This is a genomic window from Streptomyces sp. NPDC023723 (assembly GCF_040639815.1).
GTDB lineage: Bacteria > Actinomycetota > Actinomycetes > Streptomycetales > Streptomycetaceae > Streptomyces.
The window spans coordinates 296,321-312,553 of record NZ_JBFAAP010000002.1 but is presented as its reverse complement, the minus strand read 5'-3'; the positions used below and the strand labels follow the sequence as shown (position 1 = coordinate 312,553).

Below are 16,233 nucleotides of genomic sequence, written 5' to 3'. Positions count from 1 at the left end.
CGGAAAACCACACATCCTCACCGATTCGGGTGAGAATGGCGGCTCAAGGTGGACTTCGGGGTGACGGGGCGAGGTCACGGACAGCCGCCGGCGACGACGGAGGTAGGGCACATGGCACCGTACGAATCCGGAACCGATACCGATACCGGTACCGATACCAATGCCGACTTGGCTGCCGAGGCCGAGGCGCGCGGGGCGCGCCGCCGCAGGGCCGCGCGGTACGTCGTCCCGGTCACGGTGATGGGCGTCGCGGCGGCCACCATCGGACTGGTTCCCGCGCTCGCCGACTCCGGGGACCCCGACCTGCCCGACATCACGGCGCAGCAGCTCGTGGAGAAGATCGCCGCGTCGGACACGCAGCAGCTGTCCGGCACGGTCAAGATCAGCACCGACCTGGGCCTGCCGGACCTCGGGGGTCTGGAGAGCGGCCTGCTGTCCGGTGCCGCGTCCTCCGGCGGGAGCGGCGGCGCGGACGAGGGTTCCGCCGCGGACCCGTCCGCGCAGCTGACGGAGCTGGCCTCGGGCACGCACACGCTGCGCGTCGCGGCCGACGGCCCCGACCGGCAGAAGGTGTCGCTGCTCCAGGACGCCGCCGAGTACAGCCTGATCCACGACGGCAAGGACGTCTGGGGCTACGACAGCAAGTCCGGCGAGGTCTACCACTCGACCGCCGACACCTCCGGCGCCGCTGACCCGGACGATCGGGCGGCGGAGGTACCGGCCACGCCCGGCGACCTCGCCGAGGAGGCCCTGAAGTCGGTCGACGACACCACCTCCGTGACCGTCGACGGCACCGCGCAGGTGGCCGGCCGGGACGCGTACCGCCTGGTGATCGAGCCGAAGCAGAAGGGTTCCACGGTCGGCTCGATCAGTGTGGCCGTGGACGCGAAGACCGGGGTGCCGCTGAAGTTCACGCTCAGCCCGGCGGGCGGCGGCTCGGCGGTGGTGGACGCCGGATTCACCCAGGTCAGCTTCGCCAAGCCGGCCGCGTCGACGTTCGACTTCACGCCGCCGAAGGGCGCGAAGGTGACCGAGGGCGACGAGATCGGCAAGAGCGCCGAGACCGGCAAGGGCGCCGAGACCGGCAAGGGTGCCGCGTCGGGCCAGGCGGACCAGAAGGGCGAGGTGGGCAAGGACCTCGACGGCCTGAAGGTGATCGGCGCGGGCTGGAACGCGGTCGCGACCTTCGACACCGGCGCCGAGGGCGGCCTGCCGACCGGTGCCGCCGGCGGCGACCTCGGCGGCTTCCTGGACTCGCTCGGCGACCAGGTCAAGGGGAAGTTCGGTACGGGCACGGTGTTCAGCACCCGGCTGGTCAACGCCCTGATGACCGACGACGGCACGGTGTACGTGGGCGCCGTCACCAAGGACGCGCTGGTCGCGGCGGCCGACGCGGACCAGTGAGGGGCAGCACCCGTACCCCGCAGCGGACGAAGTGAAGGAGCCGATGGACGACGCCGTCATCGCCACCCGGGGACTCACCAAGCGTTACCGCGGCGGACAGCTCGCCGTGGACGGTCTGGACCTGACCGTCCCGGCGGGCAGTGTCTTCGGCTTCCTCGGCCCCAACGGCTCCGGCAAGACCACCACCATCCGCATGCTGATGGGCCTGATCGCACCCACCTCGGGCACCGCCCGGGTGCTGGGCCGCCCGATGCCGCGCGCCGCCCGCGCCGTACTGCCCGAGGTCGGCGCCCTCATCGAGGGCCCGGCCCTGTACGGCTTCCTGTCCGGCCGCGACAACCTGCTGCGCTACGACGCCGCCGACCCGGCCGCCGACCCGCGCACCCGGCGCGACCGGGTGGCCGCGGCACTGGACCGGGTCGGGCTGACGGCCGCCGCCGGCAAGAAGGCGAAGGCGTACTCGCTGGGCATGCGGCAGCGGCTGGGCCTGGCGGCGGCGCTGCTCCAGCCGCGCCGCCTGCTGGTCCTGGACGAGCCGACCAACGGGCTCGATCCGCAGGGCATGCGGGAGATCCGCATCCTGGTGCGGGACCTGGCTTCGGACGGCACGACCGTCTTCCTCTCCTCCCACCTGCTGGACGAGATCGAACAGGTGTGTACGCATGTGGCCGTGATGACCAGGGGCCGCCTGATCACCCAGGGGCCGGTCGCCGACCTGGCCGCCGGCGCGCGCGGGCGACTGGTGGTGACCACGCCGGACACGGCGGACGCGGCCCGGGTGCTGAAGGAACAGGGCGCCGCCGACGTCGTGATCGCCGAGGCCCGGGTGACGGCCGAGCCGCCGGAACGCGACCCGGCCGAGGTGAATGCCGCGCTGGTGGCGGCCGGGGTCCGGGTGCGCGGCTTCGGCCTGGAGCGGGCCTCCCTGGAGGACGCGTTCGTGGCGCTGACCGGGGAGGGCTTCGATGTCGCGGGCTGAGATGCGGCCGGACGTACCGGAGGCATCGGACGTACCAGGTGTACCGGATGTAACAGGTGTACCGGACGTACCGGGCGTACCAGACATGTCAGAAGTGCGGGAGCCGCGTGCCCTCTGGAGCCTGGGGCTGCTGCGCAACGAGTTGCTGACCACCTTCCGGCGCTGGCGGACCCTCGCGCTGCTGGCGGTGCTGGCCGCCGTGCCGGTGCTGGTCGGCATCGCCGTGAAGATCGAGACCGGCGACGGGGACCCGGCCGGCGGCGGGGGCGGCGGCGGACCGGCGTTCATCTCGCAGGTCACCAACAACGGACTGTTCCTGGTCTTCACCGCGCTGGCCGCGACACTGCCGTTCTTCCTGCCGATGGCGATCGGCGTCGTCGCCGGGGACGCGCTCGCCGGCGAGGCGAGCGCCGGCACCCTGCGCTACCTGCTGGTCGCCCCGGCCGGCCGCACCCGCCTGCTGCTCACCAAATACGCGACCGTACTGGCCTTCTGCCTGGCCGCCACCCTGGTGGTCGCCGGCTCGGCGCTCGCGGTCGGGGCGCTGTTGTTCCCGCTCGGCGACCTGACCACCATCTCCGGGACCCGGATCAGCTTCGCCGAGGGCCTGGGCCGGGCCCTGCTGATCGCCCTGGTGGTCGCCGCCTCCCTGGTCGGCGTGGCGGCGCTCGGCCTGTTCGTCTCGACGCTGACCGGCAGCGGCATCGCGGCGATGGCGACGACGGTCGGCCTGCTGATCACCGTTCAGATCCTGGACCAGATCCCGCAGCTGCACGCCCTCCAGCCGTACTTCTTCTCCCACTACTGGCTGTCCTTCGCCGACCTGCTGCGCGAACCGGTCTACTGGGACGACCTGGTGAAAAACCTCGGCCTCCAGGCGCTGTACGCGGCGGTGTTCGGCTCGGCCGCCTGGGCACGGTTCACGGCGAAGGACATCACGGCCTGAGCCGCGGCCCGGCGAACCGCGGCCTGAGTCATGGGCTGACGCCGGTGTCTTCGGCCCGCTGGGCGACCGCGAGCAGCAGTGCCTCCGCGCCGTGCGGTGCCACCAGTTGGAGCCCGGCCGGGCAGCCGTCGGTGCCAAAGCCCGCCGGGAGACTGAGCGCCGGATGCCCGCTGAGGTTGAACGCCCAGGTCAGCGCGGTGGAGTAGCGGTCGCCCGGACCCTCGTGGCCATGCGGCGCGGTCGGTGTCGTCGGCGTGAGCAGCAGGGCGGCCGTGCCGAACAGCAGCGCCAGCCGGCGGTCGTTCTCCGCCCGGGTCCGCAGCGCGTCGCGCGGATCGGCGCCGGGGGTGCGCAGGGCCAGCCAGGCGGGCCCCGGGTCCAGCAGCCGGAGCGGTCGCCGGGGCCGTACCAGCCGTACGGCGCCCGCCGCGACCAGCCGGTCGACCGCGGCGCGGGCCAGGGCGACGGGCTCCTCGTCAACGGCGGCGAAGCCGAGGTCGGGGGACCAGAGGGCGGGCACCGGGAGCGCGGGGCCGGCCAGGCCGGCGGCGCGGGGCGCCATGGCCCGCAGATACGCCGCCGCGTCCGCCGCCGACCGGGTGAGGACGCCGGGCGCCGCCAGCCGCGTACGGTCGGCGTTGGTCAGCTTCAGTCCGAGCACGCCGCACCACGCCGCCGGGATCCGCACCGACCCGGCCCCGTCGCCGCCGGTCGCCAGCGGCACCAGCCCCGTCGCCACGGCCGCCGCCGCCCCGGCCGAGGAGCCGCCCGGCGTACGGTCGGCCCGCCACGGGTTGACGGTACGGCCCCGGGCGCCGAGCCCCCAGGTCTGCCAGCCGGGGCCGGGGCCCGGCACGGACGTCGCGCCCACGGCGACACACCCGGCCGCCAGCAGCGGGCCCGCCGCCCGCAGCCCCCGCCGGCCCTTCACGGCGATCGGCACGCCCGCCAGCGGCAGCCGGGCGTCCACCTCGGCGGCCCGGCGCGCCGCGTCCGCCGCCCAGACCTCCAGGAACGCGCCGAGCGAGGCGTCGGCGGCCGCGATCCGGCCGAGCGCCGCCGCCACGGCGTCCGCGGCCCGCAGCCGACCCGACCGGACCGCCTCGGCGGTCTCCCCGGCGGCCGGGGCGGCGCGGCCCGCCCAGGGGTGCCGCAGCGATCGGTCGTCGTGAGCGTGCCGGGTGGTCAGCGGGCCGCCCCGGTCAGCCGGGCCAGCGCCTGCGTGCCGCGTGGCGGGGAGCCGCCGAGGTCGCCCAGCCGCCAGGCGGGCACCCAGGGCACATGGTGCACGCCCACGGCGGATTCGAGCAGCCGCACCCGCTGGACCAGGGGGCGCGGCAGCCGTCCCGGCGCGTCCGCCACCAGCACGACGGCGGCCAGGTCCAGTCCTGGCGGCGTCTCCCCGTGCCGGACGGCGTCCAGCGCGCGGACGGCGGCGGCCAGGCCCGCCGCGTGGGTGCGGGCGACCAGCAGGACGGACGGCGGATCGGCCGGGCCGGGCCAGTTCCGGCCGCAGTCCTGCCCGCCGTAGACCTCGGCGAGGGTGGTGACGCCCGCGCCGCCGTGGCTGCCGACCCAGGAGTGGCGCCGTGCGGCGGGCGGCACCGCTTCGGGTGCGGACACCGGTCCGCGGATCCAGATCTCCGGCCCTTGCTGCATGCTGGTGCGCATGCCCGTGTTCCTCCCTCGTCACGCCCCGCCCCGCGGCCCGAAACGCCCCGGCGGCCAGGCCCCCACCTCCTGGAACGAGCCTGTGACAGCGCGGTGACGTGAGAACCGCGAGCGAGCGGAGAGACTCAACAGTAGGTGTTCGAATGGCTCCGGACGGCACGGGGAGGGAAACCACCGGTACGGCCGCCCACGGAACCCGCCCATGAGTGAGGGAACGATGGCACGACTCAGCCGCGACAAGAAGCGGGACCACCCACGTGTCGGACACCCGGCCGCGCCGATCGACGTACGGGTGGCGGGCGCCGGAACCGGCACGGTCGGCGGCGTCCCCGTCGCCGCCGTACCGGGCGAGGAGATCCAGCAGACCGTACTGAACCGGCTCCAGGGCCTCGCCCGCGCCGCGGGCCGGCCGGTGCTCGCCACCGTCCACGACGAGCGCATCGGCTACGTCGTCGCGCTGCGCGTCGATCCGGACGGCTCCAGCCACCTGATGGCCGAGCCGGCCCGCACGGACCCGCCGCCGGCCACCGCCCGCGCCGCGCACGAACGGCCCAACGGGGCGATGCCGGCCGCGCCGGGCCCGGCTCCGGCTCCGGCTCCGGTCCCGGCGGGCGATCCGTCCCCGACGTTCCGGCTGCGGACGCTGCCGGAGACCGGACCGACTGCCGGACCGGCTGCCGGGCCGCCGGCCGGTCCGCCGACCGCGCCGCCGGCCGGTCAGGCGCGGGCGTTCGGCGCGGCTCCCGGGACGGTCGCGCCGCCGACCGGCGAGTTCGGCCCGCCGCCGCGGATGGACGGCCCGGCGGCGCCGGCCGGGCCTCCCCGGACCAGCACGCCGGGCGCGCCGCCCGTGCCGCCCGCGCCCCCGGCACCAGCCACGCCCGCCGCACCGCCGCCGCCCCCCGCAGCCGTCGAGTCCCCGTCGCCCAAGTCCCCGTCGGTCAAGCCCGTGTCGGCCAAGCCCCCGTCGGTCAAGTCCCCGAAGCTCGATGTCCACCTGGGGAGTGACGCCGATCTCGTCGCCGACACCCAGCCGACCCCGGCCCGCGGTTTCGACGCCGTGGCCGAGGCCGTGCTCGGGGACGGACCGATCACCGCACCCGGCGACAGCACCGCCCCCGCCGTACTCGCGGAACCCACCGCCCGGGTCAACGAGGCGGTCCGGGACGGCCGTACCGAGGAGGCGGCCCAACTGGCCGAGCAGGCCGTCGCGGAGGCGACCGGGGCACTCGGCGCCGACCACCCCGAGATCCTCCGGCTGCGCGAACTGACCGCCTACATCGCCTACCTGTCCGGCGACCCGGTGCACGCCCTGCACACGGCGCTGGACGTGGCCCGCGTGCACCACCGCGCGGGCGACGCGGAGGCCGCCTACGGCACCGTGCGCAGCGCGGCCACCGCCTGGCGCGCGGTGCGCGACCCCGCCGAGGGGCTGGAACTGGGCCACGAGCTGATCAGCCTGTGGACCGCGCTCGCCGTCGAGGCGGGCCCGGCCGCCGACGACATAGAGGAACTGGAGTCCGCCCGCGCCCGGATGGGCCGCCTCACCGAACGCGCCCGGGCGCTGGCGGAGTAGGACCGGGCTGGAGGGGGCGTACGGCCTCGGGGAGGGCTCCCGGGGCCGCGCCGGGCGCCGCCCGCAGCGCCCGCGCGTTGCGGCGCGCCGTGCGCAGCGCGTTCCAGGTCAGCAGCACGAGCGCCACCCACACCAGGGCGAAGCCGGCCCAGCGCTCGGGCGGCATCTCCTCGTGGAAGTAGAGGATGCCGAGCAGGAACTGGAAGACCGGCGCCAGGTACTGGAGCAGGCCCAGCGTGGACAGCGGGACGCGGATCGCGGCGGCGCCGAAGCAGACCAGGGGCAGCGCGGTGACCAGGCCGGTCGCGGCGAGCAGCACGGCGTGCCCCGCCCCCTCGGTGCCGAAGGTGGCGTCGCCGTGCGCGCTCAGCCAGGCCAGATAGCCCAGCGCGGGCAGGAACTGGATCGCCGTCTCGGCGGCCAGTGACTCCACCCCGCCGAGGTTGACCTTCTTCTTCACCAGACCGTAGGTGGCGAAGGAGAAGGCGAGGCACAGGGAGATCCACGGCGGCTGGCCGTAGCCGACGGTGAGGACGACGACGGCCGCGAAGCCGGTCCCGACGGCCGCCCACTGCACCGGCCGCAGCCGCTCCTTCAGCAGCAGCACGCCGATGGCGATGGTGACCAGCGGGTTGATGAAGTAGCCGAGGGACGCCTCGACGACATGGCCGCTGTTGACGGCCCAGATGTAGACGCCCCAGTTGACGGTGATGACGGCCGCGGCGACCGTGACCAGGCCGAGCTTGCGCGGCTGCCGCAGCAGTTCGCCCGCCCAGGCCCAGCGCCGTACGAAGAGCAGCGCGACGGCGACGAAGACCAGGGACCAGGCCATCCGGTGGGCGAGGATCTCCCCGGCCCCGGCGGGCTTGAGCAGCGGCCAGAAGAGCGGGACGAGTCCCCACATCCCGTAGGCCGCGAAACCGTTCAGCAGACCTATTCGCTGCTCGGCCTTCGACGTCCCGGTCGCTGTTCCGGTCGCTGTTCCGGCCGACGTCCCGGTCGCTGTTCCGGCCGACGTCCCAGTCGATGTTCCGGTCACGGGCACCCCCTTCTCGCACGCTGGTCGCCCGCAGACGGTAGCGCCGCACGCCGCCGCCTGTCATGTCCGTATCGCCATACGGTCATGACAGGCGGCTGATCCGGGGACCCGCCGCTCACTTGCCCAGCGCGGCCTCGATCGCCGTGGCGAGCGGGGTGGTCGGCCGGCCGATGAGCCGGGACAGGTCACCGGTGGTGACGACCAGTTCGCCCTTCTCGGTGGCGGCCTCCACGCCGCCCAGGACCTGGGCCACCGGCTCCGGCAGCCCGGCGGCGACGAGGTCGCGGACGTACTCCTCGACGGACACGGGGCGGTAGCCGACCTCGCGGCCGCTGCGCCGGCTCAGCTCGGCCGCGTACTCGGCGAAGCTCCACGACTCGTCGCCGCCCAGCTCGTACCGCTTGTTCTCGTGTCCCTCGCCGGTCAGTACGGCGACGGCGGCGGCCGCGTAGTCGGCTCGGGCGGCGGAGGAGATGCGGCCCTCGCGGGCGGCCTGCACGACGGCGCCGTGCTCCAGGGTCCGGGCGATGTTCTCGGTGTGGTTCTCGTGGTACCAGCCGTTGCCCAGGATCACCCAGGGCAGGCCGGAGGCGAGCAGCACCTTCTCGGTGGCCCGGTGGTCGTCCGCGAGGGCGGCGGTCAGGCTGCTGGGGGCGCTGGTGTAGGCGAGCAGGGCCACACCGGCCGCCGCGGCGGCGTCGATGACGGTCCGGTGCTGTGCCGGGCGGTCCTTGGTGACCTCGTTGCCGGAGATCAGCAGCACCTTGTCGCCCGCCGCGAACAGCCCGTCGAAGGTCTCGGGCGCGTTGTAGTCGGCCACGGCGAGCCGTACGCCGCGCTCCGCGAGGTCGGCGGCCCGTGCCCGGTCCCGCACGACGGCGGTGACCTGGTCGGCCGGGACCTGCTCCAGCAACTGCCGCACCACGTGGCGGCCGAGGTGTCCGGTGGCTCCGGTGACGACGATGCTCATGATCGGTGACTCCTTGTGCGGTGACGGCTTGTGCGGTGACGGCTTGTGTCACTCACCCTAAGAAGTGCGCTAACTAAATGACAGTACCCACTTTGAAGTAAGGTACCGGCATGAAGGTAAGTGAGAGCCGGGCGGCCGATCCCCGGGAAGCCGCCTGCCCCTACCGGCTGGTCCTGGAGCACGTCACCAGCCGCTGGGGCGTCCTGGTGCTGATGGAGCTGCTGGAGCGGCCCTACCGCTTCGGCGAGCTGCGCCGGGCCGTCTCCCGGCGGGGCCGGACGGCCAGCGAGAAGATGCTGGCGCAGACCCTCCAGACGCTGGAGCGCGACGGACTGGTGCACCGCGACGCCAAGCCGGTGATCCCGCCGCGGGTGGACTACTCGCTGACCGGGCTCGGCCGGGAGGCCGCCGAACAGGTGCGCGACCTGGCCGAGTGGTCGAAGGACCGGATGGCCGACGTCACCCGGGCCCGCCAGGCATACGACGAGGCCCGGGGCTGACCGCCGCCCCGGGCCTCGGTGCTCTGCGGACGGGTCAGCCCACGACCGTCCAGGTGTCGCCGCCGGCGAGCAGCGCGGCCAGGTCGCCCTTGCCGTTCTGTTCGATGGCGGCGTCGAGCTGGTCGCTCAGCTGGGAGTCGTAGACGGGCCGGCGCACGGAGCGCAGCACACCGATCGGGGTGTGGTGCAGGGTGTCCGGATCGGCGAGCCTGCTCAGCGCGAACGCGGTCGTCGGAGAGGCGGCGTGCGCGTCGTGGACCAGCACGGACGCCTCGTTGTCCGCGGTGACCGGCACCACCTTCAGGTCGCCGGTGACCGGGTCCCGTACGACCCCCTTGGAGCCCTCGGCGCCGAACCGGATCGGCTGCCCGTGTTCGAGCCGGATCACCGCGTCCTCGGCCTGCTGCCGGTCCTTGAGGGCCTCGAACGCGCCGTCGTTGAAGATGTTGCAGTTCTGGTAGATCTCGATCAGCGCCGTGCCCGGGTGGGCGGCGGCCTGCCGCAGCACCTCGGTGAGATGCTTCCGGTCGGAGTCGACGGTCCGCGCCACGAACGACGCCTCCGCGCCGAGCGCGAGGGAGACCGGGTTGAAGGGCGCGTCCAGCGAACCCATCGGCGTCGACTTGGTGATCTTCCCGACCTCGGAGGTCGGCGAGTACTGGCCCTTGGTCAGGCCGTAGATCCGGTTGTTGAACAGCAGGATCTTGAGGTTGACGTTGCGGCGCAGGGCGTGGATCAGGTGGTTGCCGCCGATGGAGAGCGCGTCGCCGTCGCCGGTGACGACCCAGACGGACAGATCGCGGCGGGACGCGGCCAGCCCCGTGGCGATGGCCGGGGCGCGGCCGTGGATGGAGTGCATCCCGTAGGTGTTCATGTAGTACGGGAACCGGGAGGAGCAGCCGATGCCGGAGACGAAGACGATGTTCTCCTTCGCCAGCCCCAGTTCGGGCATGAAGCCCTGCACGGCGGCGAGAACGGCGTAGTCACCGCAGCCGGGGCACCAGCGCACCTCCTGGTCGGACTTGAAGTCCTTCATGGACTGCTTGCCCTCGGCCTTGGGGACCAGGTGCAGTGCCTCAGTCATCGATGGCCTCCTTCAGCGCGGTGGCGAGCTGCTCCGCCTTGAACGGCATACCGTTGACCTGGTTGTAGGAATGCGCGTCGACCAGGTACTTCGCCCGGACCAGGGTGGCGAGCTGACCGAGGTTCATCTCGGGGATCACCACCTTGTCGTACGACGCGAGGACCGCGCCGAGGTTGCCCGGGAACGGGTTGAGGTGGCGCAGATGGGCCTGCGCGATCGACTCCCCGGCCGTCCGCAGCCGCCGCACGGCGGCCGTGATCGGCCCGTACGTCGAACCCCAGCCCAGCACCAGCGTGCGCGCCCCGTCCGGGTCGTCGACCTCGATGTCGGGGACATCGACGCCGTCGACCTTGGCCTGCCGGGTGCGGACCATGAGGTCGTGGTTGGCCGGGTCGTAGGAGATGTGACCCGTGCCGTCCTGCTTCTCGATGCCGCCGATGCGGTGCTCCAGACCGGGCGTGCCCGGGATCGCCCAGGGCCGGGCCAGGGTCCCGGGGTCGCGCTTGTACGGCCAGAACACCTCGGTGCCGTCGTCCAGGGTGTGGTTCGGCCCCTGCGCGAACCGCACCCGCAGATCCGGCAGTTCCTCCAGCTCCGGGATGCGCCACGGCTCACTGCCGTTGGCCAGGTAGCCGTCGGAGAGCAGGAACACCGGCGTCCGGTACGTCAGCGCGATCCGGGCCGCCTCCAGCGCCGCGTCGAAGCAGTCGGCCGGGGTGCGCGGAGCCACCACCGGGACCGGCGCCTCGCCGTTGCGCCCGTACATCGCCTGGAGCAGGTCGGCCTGCTCGGTCTTGGTCGGCAGCCCGGTGGACGGGCCGCCGCGCTGGATGTCGATGACCAGCAGCGGCAGTTCGAGGGAGACGGCGAGCCCGATGGTCTCGCTCTTGAGTGCCACGCCCGGACCGGAAGTGGTGGTGACGGCCAGGCTGCCGCCGAACGCCGCGCCCAGCGCCGCGCCGATCCCGGCGATCTCGTCCTCGGCCTGGAAGGTGCGCACGCCGAAGTTCTTGTGCCGGCTGAGCTCGTGCAGGATGTCGGAGGCCGGGGTGATCGGGTACGAACCCAGGAACAGCGGCAGGTCCGCCTGCCGGGAGGCGGCGATCAGCCCGTGCGCCAGCGCCAGGTTGCCGGAGATGTTGCGGTAGACGCCGGGCGGGAACGCCGTCGCCGCCGGGGCCACCTCGTAGGAGACCGCGAAGTCCTCGGTGGTCTCCCCGAAGTTCCAACCCGCCCGGTACGCCGCGATGTTGGCCGCCGCGATGTCCGGTTTCTTCGCGAACTTGGTGCGCAGGAACTTCTCCGTGCCCTCGGTGGGCCGGTGGTACATCCAGCTCAGCAGGCCCAGCGCGAACATGTTCTTGCTGCGCTCGGCCTCCTTGCGGGTGAGCGCGAACTCCTTCAGCGCCTCGACGGTCAGGGTGGTCAGCGGCACCGGGTGCAGGCTGAAGCCGTCCAGGGACCCGTCGTCGAGCGGCGAGGCGTCGTAACCGACCTTCTGCATCGCCCGCTTGGTGAACTCGTCCGTATTGACGATGATCTCCGCGCCGCGCGGCAGGTCCCCGATGTTCGCCTTCAGCGCGGCGGGGTTCATCGCGACCAGCACGTTCGGCGCGTCGCCCGGGGTGAGGATGTCGTGGTCGGCGAAATGCAGCTGGAAAGAGGAAACCCCAGGCAGGGTGCCTGCCGGAGCACGGATCTCGGCCGGGAAGTTCGGCAGCGTAGAAAGATCATTTCCAAAGGAGGCGGTCTCCGAGGTGAAGCGGTCGCCGGTGAGCTGCATACCGTCACCCGAGTCGCCCGCGAACCTGATGATCACCCGGTCCAGCCGGCGGACGTCTTTCGCCCCCGCCGGTTTGCGCTGCTCTCCTACTACCGTTCCGTCGGCCTGCTCCGCTGGGCTGCTGACCTGGCTGGTCACTGAACTGGACCTCCCTCGAGGTGGCTGTCCGGGGAGTGGCCTTGGGCCGGCCATCCCAGGATCAACCCTACGACCGCGGGGGTTGCCTTCCGGTGGACATTCGCATGATGGACACGACTTCGAGACAGCCCGGCGCCTTGCGATTCCAGGGCTCGGCCACGGCTTGCCGGCCCCCCGGCGCGGTGAAAGACGCGGCTGTTCGTCGTGCGGTTTCCCGCCCATGTCGTCCGTTCGGGTGAACGGACGATGATCGGCCCGATCGGCATGATCGGTCAATTCGGGAAGGGCGGGGTGTGACCAGGGGATTCAGTAGTTCAGTAGTTCAGTCGTTCAGTAGATCAGTACGCGACGAGTTCAGGAGTTCAGATAGGTGAGCACCGCGAGAACGCGGCGATGATCACCGTCGCTCGGGGACAGCCCGAGTTTCAGGAAGATATTGCTGACGTGTTTCTCCACGGCCCCGTCGCTCACCACGAGCTGCCTGGCGATCGCGGAGTTCGTCCGGCCCTCGGCCATCAGCCCCAGTACCTCCCGCTCGCGCGGGGTGAGTCCCGCGAGCACGTCCTGCTTGCGGCTGCGCCCGAGCAACTGCGCGACCACTTCGGGGTCCAGAGCCGTACCCCCCTGGGCGACCCGCACCACCGCGTCCACGAACTCACGGACCTCGGCCACCCGGTCCTTGAGCAGATAGCCGACCCCGTGGCTGGAACCCGCGAGCAGTTCCGTGGCGTAGCGCTCCTCCACGTACTGCGACAGCACGAGCACCCCGACCCCCGGATGCGTCTTGCGCAACTGCACCGCCGCCCGCACCCCCTCGTCGGTGTGCGTCGGCGGCATCCGCACATCGGCCACGACGACGTCCGGCAGCGCGTCCTGCCCGGCCAGCTCGGTGACGGTCTTCAGCAGGGCCTCGCCGTCCCCGACCCCGGCCACCACCTCGTGCCCGCGGTCGGTCAGCAACCGGGTCAGGCCCTCCCTGAGCAGCACCGAGTCCTCGGCGATGACCACGCGCACCCTGTCCTCCATGAATTCCGGCCCCCCCCCACAGCCCCACGCGCCCGCCCCTGTGAACGGGTCCGGCATCGGGCCTCGTCCGTGTCCGGACAACGGTAATGCGGGGGAGGACGTGCCGCCTCACCTCAGTCCGGGGGCGTATTCCGGTGCCTGGGCTCACCTCAGTCCGGAGGCGTATCCCGGTGCCTGGGCTCACCTCAGCCCGGGGACGGACCCCGGACCCCGGTGCCCGGGCTCACCTCAGCCCGAGGACGTATCCCGGTGCCCCGGGCTCACCTCAGCCGGTCCGAGCGCCACGGCAGTTCCGCCGTGACCCGGGTGGGGCCGCCGGCCGGCGAGTCCACCACCAGGATCCCGTCCACCGCGTCCAGCCGTTCCGCCAGTCCCGCGAGTCCGGAACCGGACGACGCGCCGGCGCCGCCCACCCCGTTGTCCATGACCTGGAGCATCAGCCGGTTCTCCACCCGCCACACCTCCACCGCCGCGGACGTGGCGCGCGCGTGCTTGCTGACGTTCTGGAGCAGCTCCGAGACGGTGAAGTACGCGATCCCCTCGATCGCCGGGGCCGGCCGCTCGGCCAGGTCCACCTCCACCCGCACCGGCACGGTGCACCGGGAGGCGACCGAGGACAGGGCCGCGTCCAGGCCGCGGTCGGTCAGCACGGCCGGGTGGATGCCGCGGGCCAGGTCGCGCAGCTCCTGCAACGCCGTCTTCACCTCGCCGTGCGCCTCGTCGACCATCCGCGCCGCCTCCCGCGGGTCCTCGCGGAGCTTCTCCTTGGCCAGGCCAAGGTCCATGGCGAGGGTGACCAGGCGGGCCTGCGCGCCGTCGTGCAGGTCGCGCTCGATGCGCCGCAGGTCGGCGGCGGCCGTGTCGACCACCACGCCCCGGTCCGACTCCAGCTCCACGACCCGCGTCGCCAGCCGGGACGGGCCGAGCAGCCCGTGCACCATCACCCGGTCCACCAGCGTCAGGGCCCGGACGATCCACGGCGCGGCCAGGGTGAACAGCAGCCCCACCAGCGCCGTCACGGTGATCTCGAAGGGGTTGTCCAGATAGATCCGGTGCGTCTCGTCGCCGTACAGCTGCAACCCGTCCTGACCGGCGTACATCGGGAAGACCCAGAACCACAGCGGGTACGTCAGCATCGCCCAGCCCCAGGTCCAGACGGCGACGGCGACGCCGAACGAGAGGACCGCCCACGGCAGGTGCAGCAGCGCGTACAGCAGCGACCGCCAGGAGGTGCCGCTCTTGAGGACGGCGCCCATCCAGCCGAAGGCACCCCGCTTCCGCATCCGCAGCGGCTCCGGGTCGGCCACCTCCATCCCCAGCAGCCCGCGGGCCCGGACCCGCTCCAGCGCGCCGAACCCGCGGGTGGTGGCGAGCGCCGCCGCCAGCACCGGGACGCCGAGGAAGGTCACCAGCAGGCCGGCGCCCAGGGAGACCAGGGTGACGGCCGTGGTGAAGAGGAGGATGCTGATCGGCAGGCTCAGCAGTACGTAGCAGAACTCGCGGAGGCTGCGCGCCTCGAACGGTGCCCGCAGACCGGCCGGCAGCCGGTGCCGCCGCCCCGCACCGGCCCGCCCGGGGGACCCGTGTCCGGGCTCCTGGCCGTAGTCCTGGCCGTACTCCCGTCCGTAATCCTGCCTGTCGGCCCGTCCGTAGCCCCGTCCGTAGTCCGGCCCGTACTCCGTGGTCATCGCTGCCGTCCTCCCGCTCGTCCCGGTCCCAGCCCCTGTGCGCGCCCGCGTGCTGCGGCGGTGCCGTCGTACCTCCACCCTCCTCGGTCACGCGGCCGCGGGACATGGAGCCCATCGGTCTCTTGGACCGGGGGTTTTCCCCACCTCAGGCGCGAGCGGAGCGGTCACCGACTCCGGCGGGGGTGGAGCGGAGAGGCAGTGACCTCAGGCGGGGGCGGAGCGCTCACGCCACGGCAGTTCGGCCGTCACCGTGGTCGGACCGCCCTCGGGGGAGTCGACGACGAACAGGCCGTCGACGGCACCCAGCCGGTCCGCGAGCCCCTTCATCCCCGTACCGCCGTCCAGCCGCGCGCCCCCGCCGCCGTCGTCCCACACCTGGATGAGCAGCCGGGTCTGCGAGCGCCAGACCTCCACGGCGGCCGACCGCGCCGCGCTGTGCTTGCTGACGTTCTGGAGCAGCTCGGAGACGGTGAAGTAGGCGATGCCCTCAATGGCCGCCGCCGGCCGCTCCGCGAGATCGACCGTCACCTTCACCGGCACGGTGCAGCGGGAGGCGACCGAGGACAGGGCCGCGTCCAGGCCGCGGTCGGTCAGCACGGCGGGGTGGATGCCGCGGGCCAGGTCGCGCAGCTCCCGCAAGGCCAGTTTCACCTCGCCGTGCGCCTCGTCGACCATCGCCGCCACCTGCTCGTCGGCCTGGCCCTCCAGCAGTTTCTCCTTGGCCAGGCCCAGCCCCATGGCCAGGTTGACCAGGCGGGCCTGCGCGCCGTCGTGCAGGTCGCGCTCGATGCGCCGCAGGTCGGCGGCGGCCGTGTCGACCACCACGCCCCGGTCCGACTCCAGTTCGGCGATCCGCCGCTCCAGCTCGTCCGAGGGGGACAGCAGCCCGCGCACCATCGCCCGGTCGGCGTTGGCCAGTCCCCGCGCGATGAACGGCAGCACCGGCCACAGCACGAACAGCGAGGCCAGCGCGGTGACGAAGGTGAGGATGCCCCAGGGCAGCCGGATGAACCCGTACAGGGCCGTGCGCCAGCCCACCGGGTCCCGCAGCGCCGACCACAGCCGCGGGAAGAACCCGCCCCGGCCGCGCCACGGCAGCCGGCTCGGCTCGTCCACCCGCACCCCGAGCAGTGCCCGGGCCCGGGCCCGCTCCAGCCTGCCCAGCAGGCGGGCGCCCGTCAGCCCGGCCGCCAGCAGCGGGAGCCCGATCACCGTGACGGTCAGTCCGGCACCCACTGACAGGAAGGTCACCACGTACACGAATCCCAGCAGCGCCGCCGGGAGATTCGCCAGCAGATGGACGATCTCCTTCCAGGTGTGCCGGTCGTAGGCGAAACGGGCGGGCGGCGGGCGATCACCCGGCACGGCCGGCGAGAGGCTTTCGGTCATACGGATCAGCGTGCCGTGCGCCGGGTTCCGGCGCCATGAG

The 16,233-nt window shown here is 73.2% G+C and carries 14 protein-coding genes; 5 read left to right on the top strand and 9 right to left on the bottom strand.

Annotated features, from left to right (window positions below):
• Positions 1-168: 168 nt before the first annotated feature.
• From AB0G32_RS04280 to AB0G32_RS04270, 3 genes are all read left to right on the top strand, one after another.
• A complete protein-coding gene (locus AB0G32_RS04280; RefSeq protein WP_361157841.1) occupies positions 169-1,404 on the top strand; it encodes a DUF2092 domain-containing protein in 1,236 nt (411 codons plus the stop codon).
• 43 nt (positions 1,405-1,447) lie between these two features.
• Entirely contained in the window at positions 1,448-2,383 is a 936-nt protein-coding gene (locus tag AB0G32_RS04275; protein ID WP_361157839.1) for an ABC transporter ATP-binding protein, read from the top strand.
• Between the two features lie 85 nt (positions 2,384-2,468).
• Positions 2,469-3,329, top strand: coding sequence for an ABC transporter permease (locus AB0G32_RS04270; protein ID WP_361157836.1), 861 nt, complete (start codon positions 2,469-2,471; stop codon positions 3,327-3,329).
• Positions 3,330-3,357: 28 nt separating this feature from the next.
• Here AB0G32_RS04270 and AB0G32_RS04265 read toward each other — a convergent pair whose 3' ends face one another.
• A complete protein-coding gene (locus tag AB0G32_RS04265) occupies positions 3,358-4,395 on the bottom strand; it encodes an amidase family protein (protein WP_361157834.1) in 1,038 nt (345 codons plus the stop codon).
• Between the two features lie 119 nt (positions 4,396-4,514).
• Positions 4,515-5,000 (bottom strand): DUF6668 family protein, encoded by a 486-nt coding sequence (locus AB0G32_RS04260; protein WP_361157831.1) that lies wholly within the window; start codon positions 4,998-5,000, stop codon positions 4,515-4,517.
• A 217-nt stretch (positions 5,001-5,217) separates the two neighbouring features.
• On the opposite strand from AB0G32_RS04260, the gene AB0G32_RS04255 reads away from it, so the two are divergent.
• Positions 5,218-6,576 carry a tetratricopeptide repeat protein gene (locus AB0G32_RS04255; protein WP_361157829.1) on the top strand — a complete coding sequence of 453 codons (1,359 nt, stop codon included), beginning with the start codon at positions 5,218-5,220 and terminating at the stop codon, positions 6,574-6,576.
• Here the strand turns inward: AB0G32_RS04255 and rarD are convergent.
• Positions 6,545-7,513 carry an EamA family transporter RarD gene (gene rarD / locus AB0G32_RS04250; RefSeq protein WP_361158240.1) on the bottom strand — a complete coding sequence of 323 codons (969 nt, stop codon included), beginning with the start codon at positions 7,511-7,513 and terminating at the stop codon, positions 6,545-6,547. The genes AB0G32_RS04255 and rarD overlap by 32 nt on opposite strands.
• A gap of 217 nt (positions 7,514-7,730) precedes the next feature.
• Positions 7,731-8,585, bottom strand: coding sequence for an SDR family oxidoreductase (locus AB0G32_RS04245; protein WP_361157827.1), 855 nt, complete (start codon positions 8,583-8,585; stop codon positions 7,731-7,733).
• Between the two features lie 110 nt (positions 8,586-8,695).
• Between AB0G32_RS04245 and AB0G32_RS04240 the strand changes: the two genes are divergently transcribed.
• Positions 8,696-9,085, top strand: coding sequence for a helix-turn-helix domain-containing protein (locus AB0G32_RS04240; protein WP_361157825.1), 390 nt, complete (start codon positions 8,696-8,698; stop codon positions 9,083-9,085).
• A gap of 34 nt (positions 9,086-9,119) precedes the next feature.
• Here the strand turns inward: AB0G32_RS04240 and AB0G32_RS04235 are convergent, their stop codons facing one another.
• The 5 genes from AB0G32_RS04235 to AB0G32_RS04215 all read right to left on the bottom strand — a co-directional run bounded on the left by AB0G32_RS04235 (position 9,120) and on the right by AB0G32_RS04215 (position 16,193).
• Positions 9,120-10,169 carry a 2-oxoacid:ferredoxin oxidoreductase subunit beta gene (locus AB0G32_RS04235; RefSeq protein WP_361157823.1) on the bottom strand — a complete coding sequence of 350 codons (1,050 nt, stop codon included), beginning with the start codon at positions 10,167-10,169 and terminating at the stop codon, positions 9,120-9,122.
• Complete coding sequence (locus AB0G32_RS04230) at positions 10,162-12,090, bottom strand: 2-oxoacid:acceptor oxidoreductase subunit alpha (RefSeq protein ID WP_361157820.1); 1,929 nt, start codon at positions 12,088-12,090, stop codon at positions 10,162-10,164. Before AB0G32_RS04230 ends, AB0G32_RS04235 begins: the two co-directional genes overlap by 8 nt.
• A gap of 354 nt (positions 12,091-12,444) precedes the next feature.
• A complete protein-coding gene (locus AB0G32_RS04225; protein WP_361157818.1) occupies positions 12,445-13,116 on the bottom strand; it encodes a response regulator transcription factor in 672 nt (223 codons plus the stop codon).
• 260 nt (positions 13,117-13,376) lie between these two features.
• Positions 13,377-14,804, bottom strand: coding sequence for a sensor domain-containing protein (locus AB0G32_RS04220; RefSeq protein ID WP_361157816.1), 1,428 nt, complete (start codon positions 14,802-14,804; stop codon positions 13,377-13,379).
• 204 nt (positions 14,805-15,008) lie between these two features.
• Positions 15,009-16,193, bottom strand: a complete 1,185-nt coding sequence (locus AB0G32_RS04215) for a sensor domain-containing protein (RefSeq protein ID WP_361157813.1) — start codon at positions 16,191-16,193, stop codon at positions 15,009-15,011.
• Between the last annotated feature and the right edge of the window lie 40 nt (positions 16,194-16,233).